Source organism: Luteibacter aegosomatis (assembly GCF_023078455.1).
Taxonomy (GTDB): Bacteria; Pseudomonadota; Gammaproteobacteria; order Xanthomonadales; family Rhodanobacteraceae; genus Luteibacter; species Luteibacter aegosomatis.
This window is the reverse complement of record NZ_CP095740.1, coordinates 987,364-1,009,515: the sequence shown is the minus strand read 5'-3', so window position 1 is coordinate 1,009,515 and position 22,152 is coordinate 987,364. Positions and strand designations below refer to the sequence as shown.

18 protein-coding genes are annotated in these 22,152 nt (G+C 66.5%); 9 read left to right on the top strand and 9 right to left on the bottom strand.

Features of this window, described 5'->3' with window-relative positions; translation table 11 throughout:
• Positions 1-49: 49 nt before the first annotated feature.
• The 3 genes from ettA (at position 50) to L2Y94_RS04450 (ending at position 3,125) form a co-directional block, all read left to right on the top strand.
• Complete coding sequence (gene ettA / locus L2Y94_RS04460) at positions 50-1,708, top strand: energy-dependent translational throttle protein EttA (protein ID WP_144914580.1); 1,659 nt, start codon at positions 50-52, stop codon at positions 1,706-1,708.
• A gap of 97 nt (positions 1,709-1,805) precedes the next feature.
• The gene (pyrF, locus tag L2Y94_RS04455; protein WP_247373363.1) at positions 1,806-2,633 is read left to right on the top strand and encodes an orotidine-5'-phosphate decarboxylase; all 828 of its coding nucleotides are present in this window, start codon (positions 1,806-1,808) and stop codon (positions 2,631-2,633) included.
• 108 nt (positions 2,634-2,741) lie between these two features.
• Entirely contained in the window at positions 2,742-3,125 is a 384-nt protein-coding gene (locus L2Y94_RS04450; RefSeq protein WP_144914585.1) for a DNA-binding protein, read from the top strand.
• Positions 3,126-3,239: 114 nt separating this feature from the next.
• Here L2Y94_RS04450 and def read toward each other — a convergent pair whose 3' ends face one another.
• Positions 3,240-3,776, bottom strand: a complete 537-nt coding sequence (gene def, locus L2Y94_RS04445) for a peptide deformylase (RefSeq protein ID WP_247373362.1) — start codon at positions 3,774-3,776, stop codon at positions 3,240-3,242.
• A 165-nt stretch (positions 3,777-3,941) separates the two neighbouring features.
• Here def and L2Y94_RS04440 point away from each other — a divergent pair, with 165 nt between their 5' ends.
• Together L2Y94_RS04440 and L2Y94_RS04435 are read left to right on the top strand one after the other, a co-directional pair.
• A complete protein-coding gene (locus tag L2Y94_RS04440) occupies positions 3,942-6,017 on the top strand; it encodes a carbon starvation CstA family protein (protein WP_247373361.1) in 2,076 nt (691 codons plus the stop codon).
• A 10-nt stretch (positions 6,018-6,027) separates the two neighbouring features.
• Positions 6,028-6,213: a YbdD/YjiX family protein gene (locus L2Y94_RS04435; protein ID WP_144914593.1), complete on the top strand. Its 186-nt coding sequence runs from the start codon at positions 6,028-6,030 to the stop codon at positions 6,211-6,213.
• A 138-nt stretch (positions 6,214-6,351) separates the two neighbouring features.
• On the opposite strand, the gene L2Y94_RS04430 is transcribed toward L2Y94_RS04435, so the two are convergent.
• Positions 6,352-7,620, bottom strand: coding sequence for a multidrug effflux MFS transporter (locus L2Y94_RS04430; protein WP_247373360.1), 1,269 nt, complete (start codon positions 7,618-7,620; stop codon positions 6,352-6,354).
• A gap of 113 nt (positions 7,621-7,733) precedes the next feature.
• Between L2Y94_RS04430 and crcB the strand changes: the two genes are divergently transcribed.
• The 4 genes from crcB to L2Y94_RS04410 all read left to right on the top strand — a co-directional run bounded on the left by crcB (position 7,734) and on the right by L2Y94_RS04410 (position 11,074).
• Positions 7,734-8,126 carry a fluoride efflux transporter CrcB gene (gene crcB / locus L2Y94_RS04425; protein WP_247373359.1) on the top strand — a complete coding sequence of 131 codons (393 nt, stop codon included), beginning with the start codon at positions 7,734-7,736 and terminating at the stop codon, positions 8,124-8,126.
• Positions 8,127-8,146: 20 nt separating this feature from the next.
• Positions 8,147-9,268, top strand: coding sequence for a cyclopropane fatty acyl phospholipid synthase (cfa, locus tag L2Y94_RS04420; protein WP_247373358.1), 1,122 nt, complete (start codon positions 8,147-8,149; stop codon positions 9,266-9,268).
• A 35-nt stretch (positions 9,269-9,303) separates the two neighbouring features.
• Positions 9,304-10,743, top strand: a complete 1,440-nt coding sequence (locus tag L2Y94_RS04415) for an MFS transporter (protein WP_247373357.1) — start codon at positions 9,304-9,306, stop codon at positions 10,741-10,743.
• Between the two features lie 121 nt (positions 10,744-10,864).
• Entirely contained in the window at positions 10,865-11,074 is a 210-nt protein-coding gene (locus tag L2Y94_RS04410; protein WP_247373356.1) for a hypothetical protein, read from the top strand.
• On the opposite strand, the gene L2Y94_RS04405 is transcribed toward L2Y94_RS04410, so the two are convergent.
• The 7 genes from L2Y94_RS04405 to L2Y94_RS04375 form a co-directional block, all read right to left on the bottom strand.
• A complete protein-coding gene (locus L2Y94_RS04405; RefSeq protein WP_247373355.1) occupies positions 11,049-11,471 on the bottom strand; it encodes a hypothetical protein in 423 nt (140 codons plus the stop codon). The genes L2Y94_RS04410 and L2Y94_RS04405 overlap by 26 nt on opposite strands.
• Before the next feature lie 168 nt (positions 11,472-11,639).
• Positions 11,640-11,783, bottom strand: a complete 144-nt coding sequence (locus L2Y94_RS04400; protein ID WP_247373353.1) for a hypothetical protein — start codon at positions 11,781-11,783, stop codon at positions 11,640-11,642.
• A gap of 83 nt (positions 11,784-11,866) precedes the next feature.
• Entirely contained in the window at positions 11,867-12,526 is a 660-nt protein-coding gene (locus L2Y94_RS04395; RefSeq protein WP_247373351.1) for a basic secretory protein-like protein, read from the bottom strand.
• Positions 12,527-12,747: 221 nt separating this feature from the next.
• Positions 12,748-15,189: a GH92 family glycosyl hydrolase gene (locus tag L2Y94_RS04390; RefSeq protein WP_247373349.1), complete on the bottom strand. Its 2,442-nt coding sequence runs from the start codon at positions 15,187-15,189 to the stop codon at positions 12,748-12,750.
• A gap of 25 nt (positions 15,190-15,214) precedes the next feature.
• On the bottom strand, positions 15,215-16,651 hold the full coding sequence (locus L2Y94_RS04385) for a glycoside hydrolase family 125 protein (protein ID WP_425602433.1): 1,437 nt from the start codon (positions 16,649-16,651) through the stop codon (positions 15,215-15,217).
• Positions 16,648-19,272 carry a beta-mannosidase gene (locus L2Y94_RS04380; protein ID WP_247373347.1) on the bottom strand — a complete coding sequence of 875 codons (2,625 nt, stop codon included), beginning with the start codon at positions 19,270-19,272 and terminating at the stop codon, positions 16,648-16,650. Before L2Y94_RS04380 ends, L2Y94_RS04385 begins: the two co-directional genes overlap by 4 nt.
• Positions 19,272-21,848 carry a TonB-dependent receptor gene (locus L2Y94_RS04375; protein ID WP_425602457.1) on the bottom strand — a complete coding sequence of 859 codons (2,577 nt, stop codon included), beginning with the start codon at positions 21,846-21,848 and terminating at the stop codon, positions 19,272-19,274. Before L2Y94_RS04375 ends, L2Y94_RS04380 begins: the two co-directional genes overlap by 1 nt.
• Positions 21,849-22,152 lie beyond the last annotated feature (304 nt).

Genomic DNA, 22,152 nt, shown 5'->3' with positions numbered 1-22,152 from the left:
CCGGAAGCCGCTTTCCGGGAGGGCTTCGGCCTTCCCCCACGGAGCGTCCATGCAATACATCTACACCATGAACCGGGTGAGCAAGATCGTTCCCCCGAAGCGCGAGATCATCAAGGACATCTCGCTGTCCTTCTTCCCCGGCGCCAAGATCGGCCTGCTCGGCATCAACGGCGCGGGCAAGTCGACCGTGCTCAAGATCATGGCCGGCGTGGACACCGACTTCCAGGGCGAGGCCCGCGCCAACCCCGGCACCAAGGTGGGCTACCTCGCCCAGGAACCGGACCTCGATCCGGAGAAGACCGTCCGCGAAGCCGTGGAAGAAGGCGTCTCCGAGGTGCTCGACGCGCAGAAGCGTCTCGAGGAGGTCTACGCCGCCTATGCCGAGGAAGGCGCCGACTTCGACAAGCTCGCCAAGGAGCAGGAGGCCCTGGAGGGCATCCTGGCCGCCAACGACGCCCATGCCCTCGAGCGCCAGCTCGAAGTGGCCGCCGACGCGCTGCGCCTGCCGCCCTGGGACGCCAAGATCGGTCCGCTGTCCGGCGGCGAGAAGCGTCGCGTGGCGTTGTGCCGCCTGCTGCTGTCCAAGCCCGACATGCTCCTGCTCGACGAGCCCACCAACCATCTCGACGCCGAATCGGTCGACTGGCTGGAAACCTTCCTGCACGACTACCCGGGCACCGTGGTGGCGGTCACCCATGACCGCTACTTCCTCGACAACGCCGCCGAGTGGATCCTCGAACTCGACCGCGGCCGCGGCATTCCCTGGAAGGGCAACTACACCGAGTGGCTGGAGCAGAAAGACCAGCGCCTCGCGCAGGAAGCCAACCAGGAGAAGTCGCGCCAGAAGGCCATCAAGAAAGAACTCGAATGGGTGCGTTCGGCCGCCAAGGGCCGCCAGTCGAAGGGCAAGGCGCGCCTGAACCGCTTCGAGGAACTCAACTCGGTCGAATACCAACGCCGCAACGAGACGAACGAAATCTTCATCCCGCCGGGCGAGCGCCTGGGCAACGAGGTGATCGAGTTCAAGAACGTCACCAAGTCGTTCGGCGATCGCGTGCTGATCGAAGACCTCTCGTTCAAGATCCCGGCCGGCGCCATCGTCGGCGTGATCGGTCCGAACGGCGCGGGTAAATCCACGCTGATGAAGATGATCATCGGCAAGGAGCAGCCGGATTCCGGCGAGGTGAAGCTCGGCCACACGGTGAAGCTCGCCTACGTCGACCAGTCGCGCGACGCGCTCGATGCGAAGAACAACGTGTGGCAGGAAGTCTCCGGCGGTTCGGACATCCTCACCATCGGCACCTTCGAGATCCAGTCGCGCGCCTACATCGGCCGCTTCAACTTCAAGGGCACCGACCAGCAGAAGATCGTCGGCCAGCTGTCCGGCGGTGAACGCGGCCGCCTGCACATGGCCAAGACCCTGCTGCAGGGCGGCAACGTGCTGCTGCTCGACGAACCGTCCAACGACCTCGACGTCGAGACGCTGCGCGCGCTCGAAGACGCCCTGCTCGAGTTCCCGGGCTGCGCGATCGTGATTTCGCATGACCGCTGGTTCCTCGATCGCATCGCCACGCACATCATCGCGTTCGAAGGCGATTCGCACGTGGAATTCTTCCCCGGCAACTACAACGAGTACGAAGCCGACAAGAAGCGCCGCCTCGGCGACGACGCCGGCCCGAAGCGGGTCAAGTACAAGAAGCTCGTCTGACCGCAGGAGCCGCTTCAGCGGCGAAGAGCCGACGAAGCAAGGAAGCGGCGCACCTCGAAGGGCGCCGCTTCACCACGAACACCCAGCGAGGCCACACATGAACTTCATGACCGCCCTGAAGGACGCCTGGCGTCGCAACGATTCCCTCCTCTGCGTCGGACTCGATCCCGAGCCCGGCCGCCTGCCCGCCGGCCTCTCCGGCGAGGAAGGCATCTACACCTTCTGTCGCGACATCGTCGACGCCACCGCCGGGCTCGTCTGCGCCTTCAAGCCGCAGATCGCCCACTTCGCCGCGCAACGCGCCGAGGGCGCACTCGAACGGCTGATCGCCCACATCCACGACAACCATCCCGGCATCCCGGTCATTCTCGACGCCAAGCGCGGCGACATCGGCTCCACGGCGAAACACTACGCCGCCGAGGCCTTCGACCGTTACGGCGCCGACGCGGTCACGCTGAACCCCTACCTGGGTCGCGACTCCATTGAGCCGTTCCTCAATCGCGCCGACAAGGGCGTGATCCTGCTCTGCCGCACGTCCAATCCGGGCGGCGCCGATTTCCAGGCGCTCGACTGCGGCGGACGCCCGCTCTACCTGCGGGTGGCCGAAACCATCGCGCGCGAATGGAACGAAAACGGCAACTGCGCGCTGGTCACGGGCGCCACCTGGCCGGAGGAGCTCGGCCGCGTGCGCGAGGTGGTCGGCGACATGCCCCTGCTGGTGCCCGGCATCGGTGCCCAGGGTGGCGACGTGGAGGCCGTCATGGCCCATGGATGTACTACCGATGGTCACGGTCTGATGATTTCTTCCTCGCGCGCCATCATTTACGCTAGCGCCGAATCGGACTACGCGGAGCTAGCACATCGCGCCGCCGATGACATGAGAAAATTGGTCAATTCGTTCCGAGAAGAGCGGCTAAATCGATAGCAGTCGCAAATTGCACGATTTGGCAACTGCAAAAGGCTTACGCTGCCGCTCCGGGGTATCCAACAATACCGGGCCTCTTGAGGCGCCACGCGTTCCACCGGAGTTGTCATGCCACCTATCAACCGAGGTTTTTCCCAACGTCTGCATGTCGCGCTGGACATGGCGGGCGTCAAGAAAGGCCGCGGCCGCATTACCCAGCTGGCCGATCTTTTCGACGTCAGCCGCGAGACCGCGCGAAAGTGGCTCAGTGACCTGGGCCTTCCCGAACTGGAGCGCCAGATCGACATGGCGACGCGGTTCGGCGTCAATTTCGAATGGCTGGCCACCGGCCGCGGCTCCCCCAGCGGAGCCACCGGGGTCCGTGAGAGCCCCGCCCTGTATCGCGCCGACTCGCGCGAGCAGTTGCGACTCGTGGGGCTCGTCAGCCGGTTGCCGAAAGAGCGCCGCAAGGCGCTGCTGGTCATTGTCGAGGCGCTGGCCGAGGCCGAGTAGGAAAACCCTCGTCGATCCCCATCGCGGACAGGGTCCGCTCCCACCCTCTGGTAGGAAGACAGCTACCGAAGGGTGGGAGCGGACCCTGTCCGCGATTGAAGCGAAGCGCGCCGCTCAGTCGTCGCCGAGATCCATCCCCGGAAACAGCACCTCGGTAAAGCCGAATTTCGTAAAGTCGGTGATACGCGACGGATACAGTCGCCCGATCAGGTGGTCGCATTCGTGCTGCACCACGCGCGCGTGGAACCCTTCGGCCGTGCGATCGATCGGCTGGCCGTTCGGGTCCACGCCCTGGTACCGGATCAGCGTGTAACGGTTCACCGCGCCGCGCAGCCCCGGCACGGAGAGACACCCTTCCCACCCTTCCTCCATGTCCTGCGACAACGGCGTGATGACCGGATTGAGCAGGATCGTACGCGGCACGGGGGGCGCGTCGGGATAACGGTCGGCGTGCTCGAAGCCGAAGATCACCAGTTGCAGGTCGACCCCGATCTGCGGCGCGGCCAGGCCGACGCCGCCGACGTGGTGCATGGTGTCGAACATGTCGGCGATGAGCGCATCGAGCTCGCTCGAACCGATCATCCCGTCGGGAACGGGAGGCGCGATGCGCAGGAGGCGCTCGTCGCCCATCTTGAGGATTTCGCGAATCATCGGGCACCCGGGGGAAGGGGAACGGACCGCCAGCATGGCGGCGGAACGCCCCGGGCTCAAGCCTCCTATTCGACCAATGGCTAATACGCCGGGCCCTCGCCGCGCATTGACCCCCGCCCCCACGGAGGACGACCCTTGTCGCATCCGCGAGGGGAGTTCCGACACATGCAAAGCGCCATTCCCAAACCCAGTCCCGCAGGCAAGATCCTGTGGGTGGCCATCGCCATCGTGGGCGCCTGGTGCCTCGGCGTCATCGCCCTGCGCCGTGGCGAACCGATCAACGCCATCTGGCTGGTCACGGCGTCGATCGCCGTTTTCCTGATCGGCTACCGCTTCTACGGCCGCTTCATCGCCCGTCGCGTGCTGGTGCTGGATCCGAGCCGTGCCACGCCTTCGGTGCTGCACAACGACGGCCTGGACTACGTGCCGACCGACCGCTGGGTGGTCTTCGGCCACCACTTCGCCGCCATCGCCGGCGCCGGCCCCCTGGTCGGCCCCGTGCTGGCCGCGCAGATGGGCTACCTGCCCGGCACCCTGTGGATCCTGGTGGGCGTGGTGTTCGCCGGCGCGGTGCAGGATTTCATGATCCTGGGCCTGTCGTTGCGCCGTGACGGCCGCTCGCTCGGCCACATGCTCCGCGAAGAGCTGGGCGAAGTGCCCGGGGTGATCGCCATGGTGGGCGTGCTGGTGCTGATGATGATCGTGCTGGCCGTGCTCGCGCTGGTGGTGGTCAAGGCGCTCACGCATAGCCCCTGGGGTACGTTCACCGTGGCGGCGACGATTCCCATCGCGCTGCTGATGGGCGTGTACCTGCGCTACCTGCGCCCCGGACGCATCCTCGAGGTCTCGATCATCGGCCTGGTGCTGCTCCTGTTCTCGATCTGGTACGGCAAGACCGTGAACGACACGCCCGCGCTGGCCGCGTTCTTCGATTTCGACGCGAAAGCGCTGGCCTGGCTGCTGATCGGCTACGGCTTCTTCGCCTCGGTGCTGCCGGTGTGGCTGCTGCTCGCGCCGCGCGATTACCTGTCCACCTTCCTGAAGATCGGCACCATCGCGCTGCTCGCCCTGGCGATCTTCCTCGCCGCGCCCGTGCTGCGGATGCCGGCGCTCACGCAGTTCGTCGACGGCAGCGGACCGGTGTTCGCCGGCAACCTGTTCCCGTTCCTGTTCATCACCATCGCCTGCGGCGCCGTCTCCGGATGGCATTCGATCATCGCCTCGGGTACCACGCCGAAGCTGCTCGCCAACGAGCGCGAGGCCACCATGGTCGGCTACGGCGGCATGCTGATGGAGGCCTTCGTCGCCATCATGGCGCTGATCGCCGCCGCCTCGCTGCACCCGGGCGTGTACTTCGCCATGAACTCCCCCGGCGCCATCGTCGGCACCACGGCCGAACAGGCCGCGCGCACGATCAGCGACTGGGGCTTCATGGTCACGCCGGGCGAACTGACCGACACCGCGCGCAACATCGGCGAGAGCACCATCCTCGGTCGCGCGGGCGGCGCGCCCACGCTGGCGGTGGGCATGGCCCAGCTACTGCACGGCATCCTGCCCGGCGAGGGCATGATGGCGCTGTGGTACCACTACGCCATCCTGTTCGAAGCCCTGTTCATCCTCACCACCGTCGACGCCGGTACGCGCGTCGGCCGCTTCATGATCCAGGAACTGGCCGGCATGGCCTGGGCACCGCTGAAAAAGACCGAATCGTGGGTCGGCAACGTGGTGGCCACGGTGATCTGCGTGGGCCTGTGGGGGTATTTCCTCTACCAGGGCGCGGTCGATCCGCTGGGCGGCATCAACACGCTGTGGCCGCTGTTCGGCATCGCCAACCAGATGCTCGCCGCCATCGCGCTGATGCTGGCGACCGTGGTAACCGTGAAACTCAAGCGCGAGCGCTACGTGCTGGTGCCCGCCGTGCCGGCGGCGTGGCTGGTGATCTGCACGCTCACCGCGGGCTGGCAGAAGCTGTTCGACGCCAAGGTCAGCTTCACCGCGGTGGTGAACAAGTACTCCGATGCGCTGGCCGCCGGCAAATTGCTGGCCCCGGCGAAAACCGCCGAGGACATGCAGCGCATCATCAACAACAACCGCGTGGACATGATCCTCACCGGCATCTTCATGCTGCTGGTGCTGACCATGCTGTTCTTCTCCCTGCGCGTCATCGCCCAGGCCTGGCGCGCGAATCGTCCCACCGCCCAGGAAGAGCCCTATGTCGCGCTGTCCAGCGTGGCGCAGTGAGGTGTTCGCCATGAGCCATCGCATCTGGAAATGGGCGGTGCAGACCGCCCGCCTCTGCTGCGGCGTGCCGGATTACGACGTATACGTGAAGCACCTGCGCGAGCATCATCCGGAGCGGCGCGTGCCGACGTATTCGGAGTTCTTCCGGGAGAGGCAGGAGGCGCGGTATCGGGGGACCGGGGGGCGTTGCTGTTGATCGCTTCGGAATGAAGACGCTGGGTTCCTGCCTTCGCAGGAACGACGTGAGCTCGTTTGCAAACGACGACGAATCGCGTGGTCCGTCGTTCCTGCGAAGGCAGGAGCCCAGTGCCTTTCGCCGGGGATGACGACGGACCTACATCGGCTCGTCCATCTCGACCTCCTTCGCCACCTCGACCGCCGCGGCCGCCGACGCACGCGCCACGCGCCGGCGATCCATCGCCACGTACCAGACCCACCCCGACAGACCCGTCAGGCAGATCGCCAGCGATCCCAGCGCCAGCCACAGCATGTTCGCCGACAGCATCGGCGACAGCACGCCCGCGACGAACGCCGTGACGATCAGGCTGCCGAAGGTCTGCACCGACGACACCGCCCCGCGCTGGTCGGGAAAACGATCGAGCAGCAGGATGGTGATGGTGGGGAAGGCCAGCTGCACGCCGCAGCCGTAGAGCGCCAGCGGCAACGTGGACCAGGGCACGCGCGGCTCGGGCAGCAGCACGGCCAGCACGATGCTGATGGCGCACGACGACAGCATCGCCACGTAGCCCCAGCCGACCGTGCGGATCGCGCTCACCCGCCCCGCCACGCGGCCGGAGACGAAGGCGCCGAACACCATGCCCGACACCACCGGCACGAACAGCCAGGGGAATCCGTCGGCGCCCAGGTGAAGCAGGTCGCGGATGAGATGCGGCGCCGAGGCGACGTAAAGGAACAGGCCGGAGAAGTTGATCGAGGCGGCGATCGCCAGCGGCCAGAACGGCAGGTCGCGAAGGATGCCGAAGTAGCTGCGCAGGAGCGGTCGCGGACGGAAGATCGTGCGCTTGCCCAGGGGATGCGATTCCTCGAGGAAGCGCCACGTCGCCAGCGTGAGCAGCACCGTGAAGCCGGACAGCGCCCAGAAGATGCCCCGCCATCCGTCGATGCCCAACAACCACGCGCCCACGATCGGCGCGATGGCCGGCGCGATGCCGAAGATCATCATCACCTTGGACATCATGCGCTGGGCTTCTTCGCCCTGCATGGTGTCGCGCACCACCGCACGGCCCACCACGATGCCCGCGCCGCCGCTGACGCCCTGCAACACGCGACAGGCCATCAGCGTGCCGAAACCGGTGGCCAACGCCGCGCCGACGGTGGCGACCGTGTACACCGCCATCGCCACCACGATCACCGGCTTGCGGCCGTAAGCGTCGGAGATGGCGCCGTGGAACAGGCTCATCACCGCGTACGACAGCAGGTAGACGCTCAACAACTGCTGGAGCGCCACCTCGCCCACCCCGAACGTGCGGCCGATGTCGGGAAACCCGGGGAAGATGGCGTCGATCGAGAACGGCCCGATCATGGTCAGGGCCGCGAGCAGGAACGGCAGGTAGCGCCGCGTGTGACGGATCGCGGTGGTCATGCGTCGGAGGTTCCGGCCCGGGGGAGTGTAGCCATTATACCGGCCCGCCATCCTTGGCCCCATGGCACCGGAAGGCACATAATCCCCGCATCGGTTCCGTTCGAAGGATGATCGTGGGCTATACCGGTTTCCTCGCCGTCGGCGTCGGCGGCATGTGCGGGTGCTGGCTACGCTGGTGGCTGGCCCTCGCGCTCAATCCGATCTTCCCTTCCGTGCCCTTCGGCACGCTGGCCGCCAACCTGGTCGGCGCCTTGCTCATGGGCATCGCCCTGGCCGTCTTCGACCATTTCCAGTCGTTGCCGGTGGAGGTCCGCCTGCTCGTCGCCACCGGTTTCCTCGGCGGCCTGACCACTTTCTCGACGTTTTCGGCCGAAGCGTCCGGCCTGCTGCTTCGACAGCAGTACGGATGGTTCGTGGTGCACGTGGGCGTGAACCTGCTGGGGTCGTTGCTGATGACCATCGGCGGCCTCGTCATCACCCGAGGGATACTGAAGCAGTTCCACTGACGACAGGGGGAGTCACCCGCATGGGCAACGCCGCGTCACTGAAGGCCCGCGCGCAGGTCCTGCTCGAACAGGCCGGCGTCACCATCGGCGGGAGACGACCCACCGACATCGCGGTGCACGACGAACGAACGTACACGCGCGTGTTCGCGCACGGCTCGCTGGGGCTGGGCGAGGCCTACATGGACGGCTGGTGGGATGCCGCCGACCTGCCCGGTTTCTTTGCCCGCGTGCTGTCCTCGCACATCGACGAATCGCTGCGCACGCTCGACACCCTGCTCATGCACCTGCGCGCCAAGTTCCTCAACATGCAGCGCGGCGAACACGCCTGGGAGGTGGGCCGGCAGCATTACGACCTGGGCAACGACCTCTTCGAAGCCATGCTCGGCAAGCGCCTGGTCTACTCCTGCGGCTACTGGGCGCAGGCGAACGACCTCGACGCCGCGCAGGAAGCCAAGCTCGACCTCATCTGCCGCAAGCTGCGCCTGCAGCCGGGCCAGCACGTGCTCGACATCGGTTGCGGCTGGGGCGAGGCGCTGAAATTCGCCGCCGAGCGCTATGGGGTGAGCGGCGTGGGCGTCACCATCTCGAAGGAGCAGGCCGAGTACGCGCGCGAGCTGTGCAAGGACCTGCCCGTGGAGATCCGCCTGCAGGACTACCGCGAGCTCGACGAACCGTTCGACGCGATCCTTTCCGTGGGCATGTTCGAACACGTGGGACCCAAGAACTACCGCGCCTGGTTCGAGGTGGCGCGACGCTGCCTGCGGGCCGACGGCCTCGCCCTGCTCCATTGCATCGGCAGCAACGGCCATCCCGGCCGCCCCGACCCGTGGATCGAGAAATACATCTTCCCCAACTCGATGATCCCGGCGATGAGCCAGGTGGCCGCGGCACTGGAAGACCTCTTCGTGGTGGAGGACTGGCACAACTTCGGCGCCGACTACGACCGCACCCTCATGGCCTGGCTCGCCAACGTCGACGCCGCTTGGCCGACGCTCCGCGAGCGATACGACGAACGCTTCCGGCGCATGTGGCACTTCTACCTGGCCTGCTCCGCCGGCGTCTTCCGCAGCCGCCGCGACCAGCTCTGGCAGATCACCCTCTCGCCACGGGGCGTGCCGGGCGGCTACCGCGTGCCGCGCTGACGGCACGACGACGTTCCGCTGCCTAGGGTGGCGGCATGGATGCCACGCCACGCCCCCGCGACGCGACCATGGACACCGACGTCCCCGCGCGGCTGGACCGCCTGCGCTGGGGCCGTTTCCACACGCTGGTGGCCGTGGCGCTGGGCATCACCTGGCTGCTCGACGGCCTGGAGGTGACCATCACCGGCGCCATCGCCGGCGCGCTCAAGTCCAGTCCGGTGCTGCACCTGACCGACGCACAGGTCGGACTGGCAGGCAGCCTGTACCTGGTGGGCGCGGTGGGGGGCGCACTGTTCTTCGGTTGGCTCACCGACCGGCTGGGCCGCAAGAAGCTCTTCACCCTCACCCTGGGCCTCTACCTCGCGGCGACGGCCGCTACCGCGTTTTCGCCGAACTTCGGACTGTTCGTCGTCTTCCGCATGCTCACCGGCGCGGGCATCGGCGGCGAGTACGCCGCGATCAATTCCGCCATCCAGGAGTTGATACCCGCGCGCTACCGGGGGCACACCGACCTGGTCATCAACGGCAGCTTCTGGCTCGGCGCCGCGCTGGGCGCGGTGGGCGCCGTGGGCCTGCTCGACACCGGCATCGTCTCGCCCGAGATCGGCTGGCGGCTCACCTTCGGCCTGGGCGCCCTGCTCGGCCTGGTCATCCTCGTGCTGCGCCACTGGGTACCGGAGAGCCCGCGCTGGCTCATGCTGCATGGGCGCATCGAGGAAGCCGAGGCGGTGGCGACGCAGATCGAGCGGCGCCTCGGCGCCGCGCCGCCCGACACGCCGCTGCCCCGGCTACGCCTGAAGCCGCACGTCCTCACCCTCGCCGACGTCGGGCGCACGCTGTTCCGCGACTATCCCCGCCGCACCGTGCTGGGCCTGGTGCTGATGGCCACCCAGGCGTTCTTCTACAACGCCATCTTCTTCACCTACGCGCTGGTGCTGGGACGCTTCTACGGCGTGGCCGATGCCGACGTCGGCCTGTACCTCCTGCCGTTCGCCGCTGGCAACTTCCTCGGACCGCTGCTGCTCGGTCGCCTGTTCGACACGCTCGGGCGACGGCCCATGATCGTGGCCACGTACGCGCTTTCCGGCCTGCTGCTCTTCGCCACCGCCTGGCTGTTCGTGCACGGCCGGCTCGACGCCCGCATGCAGACGGTGGCCTGGAGCGTGGTGTTCTTCTTCGCGTCCGCCGCGGCCAGCGCGGCGTACCTCACGGTGAGCGAAAGCTTCCCCCTGGAACTGCGCGCCCTGGCGATCGCCCTGTTCTACGCTTTCGGCACGGCGCTGGGCGGTGTCGTGGGCCCCTGGCTGTTCGGCGAACTGATCGGCACCGGCCAGCGCGCGTCCATCGGCTGGGGCTACGCCCTCGGTGCCGGGCTGATGGTGGTCGGCGCGACGGCCGCCGGCTGGCTGGGCATCGCCGCCGAGCGGCGCTCGCTCGAGGACGTGGCGGCCCCGCTCGGCCGGGCCGACGGTTAGGCCATGCCCCATCCAGACGTGCCCTGGTTCACGCATCCGCCGGTGGCCGACACCTTTCCCGGCCGGGCCCCGCTAATATGCATGCACCCAACCACCGAACATCCCCAGGGGAAGCGGGCACGTGCAGTCACGCAATTTCGCGGTATCCGTCGTACAACCGGGCGGCAAGGTCGCCATCGAGATCGAATTCAACGAGAAGGTCCACGGCCTTTCCGGGGACACGCTCTGGCTTTCGCTCGAGGAATCGGCCTCGCGTGACGACGCCGAGGCCCTGCGCGCCCTGCTCGAACGCATCGGTCACCGCATCACGGTGACGAACGTACGCTCCTGACGGCGTGTTCGGCGGGGCCGTCCACGGCCACCGCCAGCGGTCGAAGGTGCGGCGCCAACCGATGGTTCGTGCCATGCACCTTGCCGCATCCGAGGCAGCGCCGGGTCCGGCCCAGTCCCCCACGCGCGCTGCGCTCCATGCCGAGAAGGCACCCGCACACGTAGCAATCCCGGTCGCGCAACCGCAGGCGCATGGTCTGCACCATGGCCACCAGCGCCGCCGAGCTGGCCCCCAGGGCGAAAAGCCAGCGGGGCAGATGGGAGTAAAGCGAGGCGATGCCGAGTTCGCCGGGATATCCCTGGGCGATCTGCGCGGCTGCCGCGGCGACGGCGCCCGAGGCCAGCAACGCTGCGCAAGGCAGGTACATCCTCAGGTACATGCGTCCGGTGTATGACATGGCCCCCTCCAGGTCGTTCAGGCGGGGGCAGCATGTGGGTGGAGGGGTCTAGCAGCCGTGAAGGCTCCGCTTCGCCTTGTTCGCCGATACGATCGGCTCCCACCCCTTCGGTAGGGAGCTTTCTACCGAAGGGGCGGGAGCCGATCGTATCGGCGAAACCCGATCGCCTTAGATTCCGGGGTTCTGCGTATACCGCGCCCACTGCGTATCCACGCTCGCCCCGGTGACCTGGTTCCACGTGTTCGCACTGTACGAGCGACCGCGCAACGCCGCATCGAAGCGCTGCACCGCGCCTGGGTAATGCTCTTCCACCCATACTCGGCTCCCACCCCCTTCGGTAGGGAGCTTTCTACCGAAGGGGTGGGAGCCGATCGTATCGGCGAAACCCGGTCGCCTTAGATTCCGGGGTTCTGCGTATACCGCGCCCACTGCGTATCCACGCTCGCCCCGGTGACCTGGTTCCACGTGTTCGCACTGTACGAGCGACCGCGCAACGCCGCATCGAAGCGCTGCACCGCTCCCGGGTAATGCTCTTCCACCCATACGAGGAAACGCGCGGTCACGCGATAGCTGTCGGTGTAGTTCTGGCCCGACTGGTAATTGCCGAGCGACCAGCCGGCCGCCGCATTGTTCACGCCGTAGCGATAGCGCGCGTAATCGGCGATGCCCTCGACCATCCAGCCCGGGATGTTCTGCGAACCGTAGTCCTGCACGATGTGCATCGACTCGTGGGTCACCGTGTCGGTGTCCGTCGGGTGCGAAATCATGTAGCTCGCGCCGTAGGTTTCGGTAGCGTTCGCCGTGGCGGCCACGCCGTCGTAGGCGGGATCGAGCACGATGTTGACCGTCTTCGACGCATTCGGATTGAAGTCGCGGCTTTCCTGCGGATAGATGGTGAAGAAGGTGGCCACCATCGCATCGACGGTGGATCGGGCCACGCCGGACTGCTTGTCGGTGACGTTGAGCGTGTAGCCCTGCGGCTGGTAGGTGACGGTGGTGTCGGCGAAAGCCGGCGCGGCGACGAGAACGGCTAGCAAGGGCACGACGAAACGCATGATGCGACTCCTTCTCGTTGGATGGAATCGACATGATGAAATCCATCCATGACAGGTTTCGTCTGCTGCGTCACATTTGCGGTCGGGTTGCGTTATTTGCGTAGTGGGGTTTTACGTACTTCGCGACGTAAGACGCTGGGCTCCTGCCTTCGCAGGAGCGACGAGAGGACATCGTGCGGCCTGTCGCTGCCGCGAAGGGGGAACCCAGTGTCTTTACCCTCTTAAGCCTGCTTGTCGGCCGGCGCGCCGTACGACGGCGGACGGTCCGCGAGTGCCTTGCCGAAGCTCTCGTTGGGCTTGTCGCCCATCGTGAAGCTCAGCGTGCCACCGGCGACGAGTTCGGCGTGGGAGATCCAGCTCTTCGTCCACGGCTGGCCGTTCCAGGTCACCGACTGGATGTACGGACGACCCTCGCCGTTCTCCTTCGCTTCGATGGTGAGCGTGCGACCGCCGCCGACCGCGATCTGCGCGCGGTCGATCACCGGGCTGCCGAACACGTAGTTAGTGCTGACCGGATCGACCGGATAGAGGCCCATGGCACTCATGATGTACCACGCGCTCATCTGGCCGCAGTCTTCGTTGCCGGGCAGGCCGTCGGGCTCGGGCAGGTACATCGTGTCGAGCAGCATGCGCACGCGCGCCTGCGTCTTGTGGTGCGCGCCCGTGTAGGCATAGAGGTAGGGCATGTGATGGCCCGGCTCGTTGCCGAACGCATACTGGCCCACCATGCCGGCGATGTCCGGCGGCGCGTTGTCGGGCAGCGTGGGATCGGCGTTGAAGAGGCCGTCGAGCTTCTTCTCGAACGCCTGCTCCCCACCGAACAGCTTCATGTAGTTGTACACGTCGTGCTGGTTGAGGAAGGTCGCCTGCCACGCGTTGGATTCGGTGAAGTCGCGCCACTTCGTCGAATGGCCGATGGCGATCGGATCGAACGGTTCGATCCACTTGCCGTCGACGTCGATCGGGCGGACGAACTGCTTGTCCTTGTCGAACACGTGGGCGTAGTTCTGCGAACGCTTGCGCAGTGCCGCCGCCTCGTCGGCATGGCCCAGCGCTTCGGCCATGGAGGCCACGGCCCAGTCGTCGTACGCGTACTCGAGCGTCTTGCTGACCGCCTCGCCTTCCTTGTCGCTGGGGATGAAGCCGAGCTTGCGGTAGTAGCTCAGGCCGAAGTAGTCGTCCTGCATGGCGCGACGGCGGAACACCGGCCAGCCCTTGGCATAGTCGATGCCCTTGAAGCCCTTGGCCTGTGCTTCGGCCACGACCACGGCGGAGTGATAGCCGATCATGCAGACGGTTTCGATGCCCTGCAGCGGCCACACCGGCGCACCGCTCGGGCTCTCGACCGCCAGGCGCACGAGGCCGTCGACGAGGTCGGGCACGCGGTCGCTCTGGTAGAGCGTGTACAGCGGATGCGCGGCGCGGTAGGTATCCCACAGCGAATACGTGCTGTAGTTGTGGCGGTTTTCCGGCAGCGTGTGCACCGCCTTGTCCATGCCGCGGTAACGGCCGTCGATGTCGCTGAACACCGTGGGCGCGAGCATCGTGTGGTAGAGCGAGCTGTAGAACGTGCGCTTGACCTTGTCCGACGACGAATCCATGCGGATCTTCGACAGTTCGGCGGTCCATTCGGCCTCGGCGGAGGCGCGCACGCCATCGAAGTTCCAGTCCGGGATTTCGCCGTCGACGTTGCGCATGGCGCCATCGATGTCCACGCCGGAGATGCCCACCTTCACCAGCAGCGGCTCCTTCGACGCATGGTCGAAGTGCAGCGCGGCCTTGAGCTTATCGCCCTTGGCTTCGGTGCTGCCGGCCGGCAACGCCTTGTCGTTCGAGTACAGCGTGACCGACTTGGCCGGGCGCGAGAGCTTCATCGCGAAATAGATGACGCGACCGCTCGCCCACTGCCATACGCGACGGCCGCCGACCAGCGTGTCGTTGCCGACCAGGCGCATTTCCACGTCGCTGACGCGCGTCGGTTCCTGCGGGTTGTCCTGGTAGCCATGGGCCAGGTCGACCAGCAGGTGGGCGTCGCCGTCCTTGCCGAAGGTGTAGCGGTGCATGCCCGCGCGCAGCGTCGCGGTCAGCTCGGCGAGGATGTCGTGCTTGGTCAGCTTGACGCGGTAGTAGCCCGGGTGCGCCTGCTCGCCGGTGTAATGCGAACGATAGCCCTTGATGCCGGTCTTGTAGCCCTTCTCCGCCTTCTCGCCGCCGGCCTTCTTCGCGTCGAAGCGCGATACGTAGTTCACGCCGTCGTAGTCGCGGTCGCCGGGCTGCAACAGCACCGGGCCCATCGCGGGCATCACCAGCACGTCGAGCATGTCGGCGGCGCCGGTGCCCGACAGATGCGTGTGCGAGAAGCCCATGATCGAACCGTCGCCCTGGTGGTAACCGGACGAACCGTCCCACTGCGCGTTGTAGGTATCGGGGCTCAGCTGCACCATGCCGAACGGCCGCGTCGCACCGGGGAAGGTGTGACCGTGGCCGCCCGTGCCGACGAAGACGTCGACGTAACCCAGCACGCCGTCCACGGCGGTGCCGCCGCTCGCGGAAGGCGCGTTCGTGGCCTGTTGAACGCCGCTGGCCAGCGCGGTGAGGGAACCGAACTGACCGACGGCGGTCGCCGCGGCCATGCCCTGGAGAAAACGTCGACGGGTAACCATGAATCGCTCCGGCTAGGGCGTCGCGTCAGACGCGGCGCAGGGAATCGGGATGCTTGTCGGCGAGATGAACCACCAGTTCGCCGAACAACGTATTGGCCCAGGCGAACCAGCTTCGCGTGAACTTCGTGGGATCGTCCTGATCGAAGGCCTCGTGCATGAAGCCGGTACCGGCGTGCGTGGTCTTCAGCCAGTGCAGGCACTGGCGGATCTCCGCCACGTCGTCGGTGGTGAAGGCCTTCATCATGATCGACATCGGCCAGATCATGCGCAGCCCCTCGTGCGGGCCGCCGATGCCTTCGCCGGCGCTGCCCTTGAAGAAATACGGATTGCGCGCGCTCCACACCGTGGCGCGCGTGCGCTCGTAGCGCGCGTCGCGCGGCGTGCACTCCAGGTACGGCAGCGCCAGCAGGCTGGGCACGTTGGCGTCGTCCATGACGAGCTGGTCGCCGTAGCCGTCCACTTCGTAGGCCCAGAAATCGCCGTCCTCGCCCTTGACCACGCCGTACTGTTCGATGGCGGCCTGCACTTCGTCGGCCAGCGCGTTGCATTCGGCCGCGAACGAAGCGTCGCCGTAGAGCGTGCCGTGCATCTGCGCGAGGCGACGGAGCGTCACCACCGCGAACAGGTTGCCCGGGATGTTGAACGGGTAGATCGTGGAGTCGTCCGACGGACGGAACATCGCGTGGATCATGCCCACCGGACGGGTGGGGTTGCCGTAACCGCTGAGGAACTGGGTATCGGTCGGGCGCAGCGACGGACGCTCGAAGTGGTAGGGGCCCGGGCCGTCCTTGCGCTGCTGTTCGCGGAACGTGCGCACGATGAGCTTGGTCGCTTCGCGCCACGTGTCGTCGAAGGGCTCGCGGTCGCCCGTGGTCTGCCAATAGCCATGGGCCAGGCGCACGGGATACCCCAGCGAATCGATTTCCCACTTGCGCTCGGCCACGCCGGGGCGCATCTCGGTGGCATCGGTCTGGGCCCACTCCAGCTTGCTCTTGCCCTTCGGATCGGGAAGGAACGCGTTGGCGTAGGGATCGATGAGGATGCAGCGCGCCTGGCGGCGGATGAGCCCGCGGAACAGCTTGCGCAGGGCCTCGTCCTTCGGCGTCAGCGGCAGGTAGGGCCACACCTGGGCCGACGAATCGCGCAACCACATGGCATCGATGTCGCCGGTGACCACGAAGGTGTCTTCGTAACCGTCGAGGCGGCCCAGCTCCACCGTGGTGTCGAGCGTGTTGGGGAAGCAGTTCTCGAACAGCCAGGCGAGCTCGGGGTCGGCGATCTTCTTCTTGGTGGAGGCGATCAACGCCTCCACGGCGGGACTGGTGAACTTGCGCTGCGCCACCGGCGGCCGCTTGCTCGCGAAACGCGAGCCGGCGGCGGAAGCGACGCCGACACCGCCGGCCACGGCGAGGCCGGGCGCGAGCGAGAGCCACTTGAGCAGGTTGCGACGGCTTGGATTCACTGTTTGCCCTCCTTCAGTGCATCGACCAGCGACATCGCCGACACGGTACGACGCAGGGTTTCGAGATCGGTGGTGCCCTGCACGTCGAGCTGCCGGCTCTCGCCGGGCAGCAGATCGAACGCGTTGTCGGACAATCGCACGTCGAGGTCTTGCGTGTCGACCCATACGGCGCGCGCGAGGCGCTTCGCGCTGACCGTCACCACCAGGCCATGGCCGCCGTCGCTCACGTTCCACGTCAGTTCCGGCTTCGGCAGCGCGAGATCGCGTGCCGCGCCGAAATACAGCAGGTGATGGGCGACGGTGGTGCCCTGCTCGATCAGGTCGAACGAGACCACGGTGCGCTTCGGATCGGCGCCCTTCAGCAGCGCGGCATCGTCGAGCGTCAGCACGCCCGTGCTCGCCAGCGCGGCGGCGCGCACGGGCTGGCTGCTCTCGCGCAGCATCTTCCCCGCCATGTCGTAGACGCGCAGGCGCAGGGTGGCGTCGAAGTCCGTCGTGCGGTCCGACACGGCGAACACGGTCGTCTTGCCGTCGCGACGCTGCGGCACCACGTCCACCGGCGCGTAGAAGCGCTTGGCATGGTACTGCAGGGCCTTCCAGCGATTGAAGTAATCCACGCTGGCCCAGGAAGCGCCCGGCCACACGTCGTTGAGCTGCCAGTACAGCGTGCCCATGTTCTGCGGACGCTTGCTGCGCAGGTGTTCGGCGGCCAGCTCGATGCCCTCGGCCTGCATCACCTGGCTCAGGTACACGAACGAGGGGAAATCCTTCGGCTCGCCGTATTCCTGGCGGATGTACAACAGCAGGCGCTGGTTGCCGTCGCCGTTGGCGAACTTCTGGTGCGCGCGCATCACCTTCGATTCCGGCTGCATGTCTTCCGGCTTGGCGAAGGCCTTGATCGTGGCCATCACCGGGAACGACTGCAGGCCGTACTCGGACTGGAAGCGCGGCGTCATGTCGAGGTAGTGCGAGATGGGCTCGGAGCCCGACCACACCTTCCAGTAGTGGTAGTCGCCGTCGGTCTCGACATTGGCCGGGCCATCGAAGTCGGTGCTGGGCGAACTGGCCCAGTACGGCGTCGACGGCGAGAGGTCGGAAACCACCTTGCGCAGCGTCTTGCCGAACAGCTCGCGCATGCCGTCGTCGATCCGCTTGACCTCGTCGGCGTTGACGAACTTGCGGAAGTCCTGGCGGTCCGGCCAGTCGTCCCAGCCGGTCTGCACTTCGTTGTTGCCGGCCCAGATCACGATGGACGGATGGTTGCGCAGGCGGGTGACCTGCTCTTCGGCCTCGATGCGCGCGCTCTGGCGGAAGGCCTCGTCGTACGGCGTGATCGCGCCGCCGTACATGAAGTCCTGCCAGATCATGATGCCCAGGCGATCGGCCGCGTCGTAGAACGCGTCTTCGAGGTACGTACCGCCGCCCCACATGCGCAGCATGTTCATGTTGGCGTCGTGCGCGGAGCGCAGCAGCGCTTCCTGTCGTTCGGGCGTGACGCGCGAGGGGAAGCTGTCGTACGGGATGAGGTCGGCGCCCTTGGCGAACACGGGCACGCCGTTGATCACGAAGGCGAAGCTGCGCCCCCATTGATCCTTCTCACGGCGCAATTCGACGCTACGCAGACCCGTGTGGCGATCGACGCCGGCGACGGCCTGGCCGTCGGCGCTGACCTCGGCATGGAAGGTATAGAGATTGGGTTCGCCGTAACCCAGCGGCCACCAGCGCTGCGGATGGGCGATGGTCACGGGCAAGGCCAGGTGGTTCTCGCCCTTGGCGAGGGCGACGCTGCGCTCCTCGTGACCGTGCGTGCCGTCCGGCGCCGTCCAGTCGACGGTGAGCGTCACCGGGCCGCCCTTGTCCGCCCGCAGGTCGAACTGCCCTTCGAGCTGCGCGGTGTCGGCGTCCACGTGCTTCTGCGCCACGTGGAAATCGGCCAGGCGCATCGTGTCCCAGCTTTCCAGGCGCACGGGCTGCCAGATGCCGAGGGTGACGTAGCGCGGGCCCCAATCCCAGCCGTACTGGTAATTGGCCTTGCGCACGTAGTTGGAGGTCTGCTTGCCCTTGGGCTCGTCGCCGAAGGCGGAATCGAATTCACCCGGCAGCGAATACGGCTGCTTCATCAGCCACGGCAGCAGCTTGCCGATGGGCGACTGCAGGTGTACCTGGAGGGTGTTGGAACCCTTGTGCAGGGTGTCTTTCACCGGCAGGCGCCAGCGGCGGAACATGTTGTCCGCGCTCAGCAGTTTCTTCCCGTTGAGCGACACCTCGGCGAAGGTATCGAGACCCTCGAAAACGAGATCGACGTGACCGCGTGCCAGGGTGGCCGCGTCCACGTCGAAGTCGAGTCGATAATCCCAGTCGGAGAGGCCGATCCATTGCAGGCTGGCCTCGTTGTCGCGCCAGAACGGATCCTCGATCCGTTTCAGCGCGAGAAGATCGGTCTGGACGGCTCCCGGCACGTGTGCCGGGAGCCAGTCCTTCAGGTCGGCGTGCGCACCCGCTTGCGTCCCTTGGGCGAGACGGAAGCGCCAGCCGGCGGAGAGGTCCCTCTCCGTCGGCGGGTTGGCACTGGCCGCTCCGGCGGCCAGCCAGAGCGTCAGGACCAACGATGCGCGGCGCATCACAGCTTCAGGCCCAGGGTCACCGTGTACGTACGGCCGTTCTTGTACGAGTACAGCGGCTGGCTCGGGCGGTCGTCGTAGACCTGGTAGGTCTCGTCGAGCAGGTTGGTGCCATCCAGGGAGATGCGCATGTGGTCGTTGATCTGGTAGCCGACGGACGCGTCGAGTTCACGGAAGATACCCGTGATCTGCTGCGTCTGCAGCGCCGCGATCGAGGTGAAGTACGACGAGCGCCAGCTGTAGGTCACGCGCGCGCTCCACGGTCCCTGCTCGAAGAACGGCGAGAGGTTGAACGAGTTCTTCGAGTTGTACGGCAGCGGGAAGTCGTTGCTGGTGTCCGCGTCGGAGTACGTGTAGTTCGCCAGCATGCCGAAGCCGCGACCGAAGTTCTGCTGGTACGTGAGCGAGGCGCCCTTCACCTTCGCCACGCCGGCGTTGATCGGCACCTGCATCTGGTACACGTCGTCACGCTGGTTGGTCAGGTTGTAGTGGGTCTCGAGCACCTGGGTGTTGAGGATGTAACCCGAGATGCGACGGAAGAACAGTTCGGCCGACAGGATGCTGTTCTCGGAGAAATACCACTCCGCCGAGAAGTCGTAGTTGGTCGACTTGTACGGACCCAGGTCGGTGTTGCCGCGCGAACCGGTGAGGCTGCGGTCGTCGAGGGCGACGTACGGCGTCATCTGCTGGTAGCGCGGACGGGCGATGGTCTGGGCGTAGGCGAAGCGCAGGGTCACGTCCGAGAGCACGTCGTAGGCGATGTTCAGCGACGGCAGCCAGTTGTGGTACGCGCTGCGCTTGTTCACCGGGGCGTACGTGTCGGTACCGACGGCGTTGTAACCGTCCACCGTGTCGCGGGTGCGGAAGTAGCGCACGCCGACGTTGCCGCGGTAGTCGTCGCCGGCGAAGTCACCCTGGATGTAGAACGCGCGGTTCTGCTCCTGGATGGCGTAGGTGGCCTTCGGATCGATCGGCGAGCCGTACTGGTCGACCAGCGCGTTCACGCCGTCCTTCAGGGCGCCCTTGTTGATGGTGGTCCAGTCCTGCATGCCCGGGGTGGCGTTCAGGCCGCCCAGGAAGCCGTCCGGGGTCTGGCCGCCGGCCCAGTCGTTCAGCGTCAGGCCGCCGATGCCCATGGAAGCGAGCGACGGGAAGCGCGAGGCGTAGGCGTCCTGGCCGTTGTAGTGGTTGGTCGCCTTCACGCCCACTTCGATCTGGTTCAGCGGGCCCCACGCCACGTCATGCGCGAAGTCGGCCTGGAAGTAACGCTCGCGGTCGTAGGTGGGCGCGCGGCTGAAGCCCACGCCGTTGATCGCGGCGGCCGACGGATTGTCCGGGAAGTTGTAGTTGATCTGCGGATGCTGGCCGTCGAGGTTCCAGTTGTAGCCGCCGAGCGACTTGAACTGGGTGTTCCAGATGCCTTCCGAACCACCGGTGGAACCGGTGTAGCCGATCTGGCTCGACGCGGTCCAGCCGTCGCCGTACCAGTCGGCGCGCAGCTGCGCGGCGCCGGTGTTGACCTTCGACTCGCGCTCGTAGCCGTCGAGGTAGGTCGGTGCGTTCGGGCCGTAGTTGGCGCTGGTGATCACGCCGTCGTTGACGCCCACCGAGGTGGCGTACGGCGCCGAACCCGACCAGTCGCCGTAGCGGCTCTGGTTGAAGTTGTCGAACTTCTCGGTGACGTACAGGCCGGTGAAGTTCAGCTCGAAGGCGTCGTTCGGCTTCCACTGCAGGCCGGTCGACACGCCGTCGCGCTTGCGCTTCTGCTGGAACCACGCGGTGTTGATCGCGGTCGGATAGGTCGGCTGCGTGCCGGCCGGCACCACGCCCGGGGCGAACTGGTGGTCGGGGTTGGTGTCGGTCGGATCGTTCGCGCGCTGGTAGCCGAAGATCTCGGTGCCCTGGCGGTCGATGATGCGCTGCGAGTGCATCAGCGAGCCGAGCACGCCGAAGGTGTTGTCCTGGTTCTTCCAGCTGTAGAAGACCGAAGCGTTCGGCTTGCCGGTATCGGCGCGATCGTTGTAGTTGTAGCTCACGTTGCCGGTGAGCGTGTTCGCCTTGAGGTCGAGCGGGCGACGGGTGTTGACGATCACGGTGCCGCCGATCGAGCCTTCGTCGATCTTCGCCTGCGGGGTCTTGTAGACCTGGGCGTTACCGATGATTTCCGAGGTGAGCAGGCTGTAGTCGAACGAGCGGCTGTCCGGGTTGTTCGGGTCGGACGTCCAGTTGGTCGAAGCGAGGGTCTGGCCGTTCAGCAGCAGGCGGTTCAGCGCCGGGTCGGTGCCGAGGATGCTGACCTTGTCGCCTTCGCCGAAGTTGCGGTCCACGCTGATGCCGGGGAGGTGCGACAGCGACTCGGCCACGTTGGTGTCCGGGAACTTGCCCACGTCTTCGGCCGAGATGGCATCGACGATCGAGTCGGAGTTGCGCTTGAGGTCGAGCGACTTCTGCAAGCTCGCGCGGATGCCGGTCACGGTGATGCCGGTAAGCTCGGCCGCGTCCTGCGGTGCGGCCTGGTCGGCGGTGGTCTTCTTCGCGTCGCTCGCGGCCGGGGCGTTGGTGGCGGTCTGCGCCATCACGCTGCCGGTGGCGAACAGACCGGCCAGGATGGCCATGGAAAGCGCGCTGAAACGGTGGTTCACATCGATCTCCTGAAAGGAAAAGAGGCAGGGCTCGCTTGTCGGCCGGGCCCAACCCCGCGTCTGGTTTTTTTTCGAGCGAACGGGACCGCGCTGGCCATGGGCCAGCGTCGGGACGTTCGCTTCGTTGGGGTCTTCTGGTGCCCTTCTTCACTTTCGCGCGCCCTTGACGGGGTATCGCGCGCAATCACGGCGTACCGTGTTACTGGCGGATTCTTGGGTGAGTTGACAACGTTGTCAA

Coding starts and splice junctions, on each gene's coding strand:
- ettA (WP_144914580.1), top strand. CDS start 50: ATGCAATACATCTACACCATGAACCGGGTGAGCAAGATCGTTCCCCCG.
- pyrF (WP_247373363.1), top strand. CDS start 1,806: ATGAACTTCATGACCGCCCTGAAGGACGCCTGGCGTCGCAACGATTCC.
- L2Y94_RS04450 (WP_144914585.1), top strand. CDS start 2,742: ATGCCACCTATCAACCGAGGTTTTTCCCAACGTCTGCATGTCGCGCTG.
- def (WP_247373362.1), bottom strand. CDS start 3,776: ATGATTCGCGAAATCCTCAAGATGGGCGACGAGCGCCTCCTGCGCATC.
- L2Y94_RS04440 (WP_247373361.1), top strand. CDS start 3,942: ATGCAAAGCGCCATTCCCAAACCCAGTCCCGCAGGCAAGATCCTGTGG.
- L2Y94_RS04435 (WP_144914593.1), top strand. CDS start 6,028: ATGAGCCATCGCATCTGGAAATGGGCGGTGCAGACCGCCCGCCTCTGC.
- L2Y94_RS04430 (WP_247373360.1), bottom strand. CDS start 7,620: ATGACCACCGCGATCCGTCACACGCGGCGCTACCTGCCGTTCCTGCTC.
- cfa (WP_247373358.1), top strand. CDS start 8,147: ATGGGCAACGCCGCGTCACTGAAGGCCCGCGCGCAGGTCCTGCTCGAA.
- L2Y94_RS04415 (WP_247373357.1), top strand. CDS start 9,304: ATGGATGCCACGCCACGCCCCCGCGACGCGACCATGGACACCGACGTC.
- L2Y94_RS04405 (WP_247373355.1), bottom strand. CDS start 11,471: ATGTCATACACCGGACGCATGTACCTGAGGATGTACCTGCCTTGCGCA.
- L2Y94_RS04395 (WP_247373351.1), bottom strand. CDS start 12,526: ATGCGTTTCGTCGTGCCCTTGCTAGCCGTTCTCGTCGCCGCGCCGGCT.
- L2Y94_RS04390 (WP_247373349.1), bottom strand. CDS start 15,189: ATGGTTACCCGTCGACGTTTTCTCCAGGGCATGGCCGCGGCGACCGCC.
- L2Y94_RS04380 (WP_247373347.1), bottom strand. CDS start 19,272: ATGCGCCGCGCATCGTTGGTCCTGACGCTCTGGCTGGCCGCCGGAGCG.
- L2Y94_RS04375 (WP_425602457.1), bottom strand. CDS start 21,848: ATGGCGCAGACCGCCACCAACGCCCCGGCCGCGAGCGACGCGAAGAAG.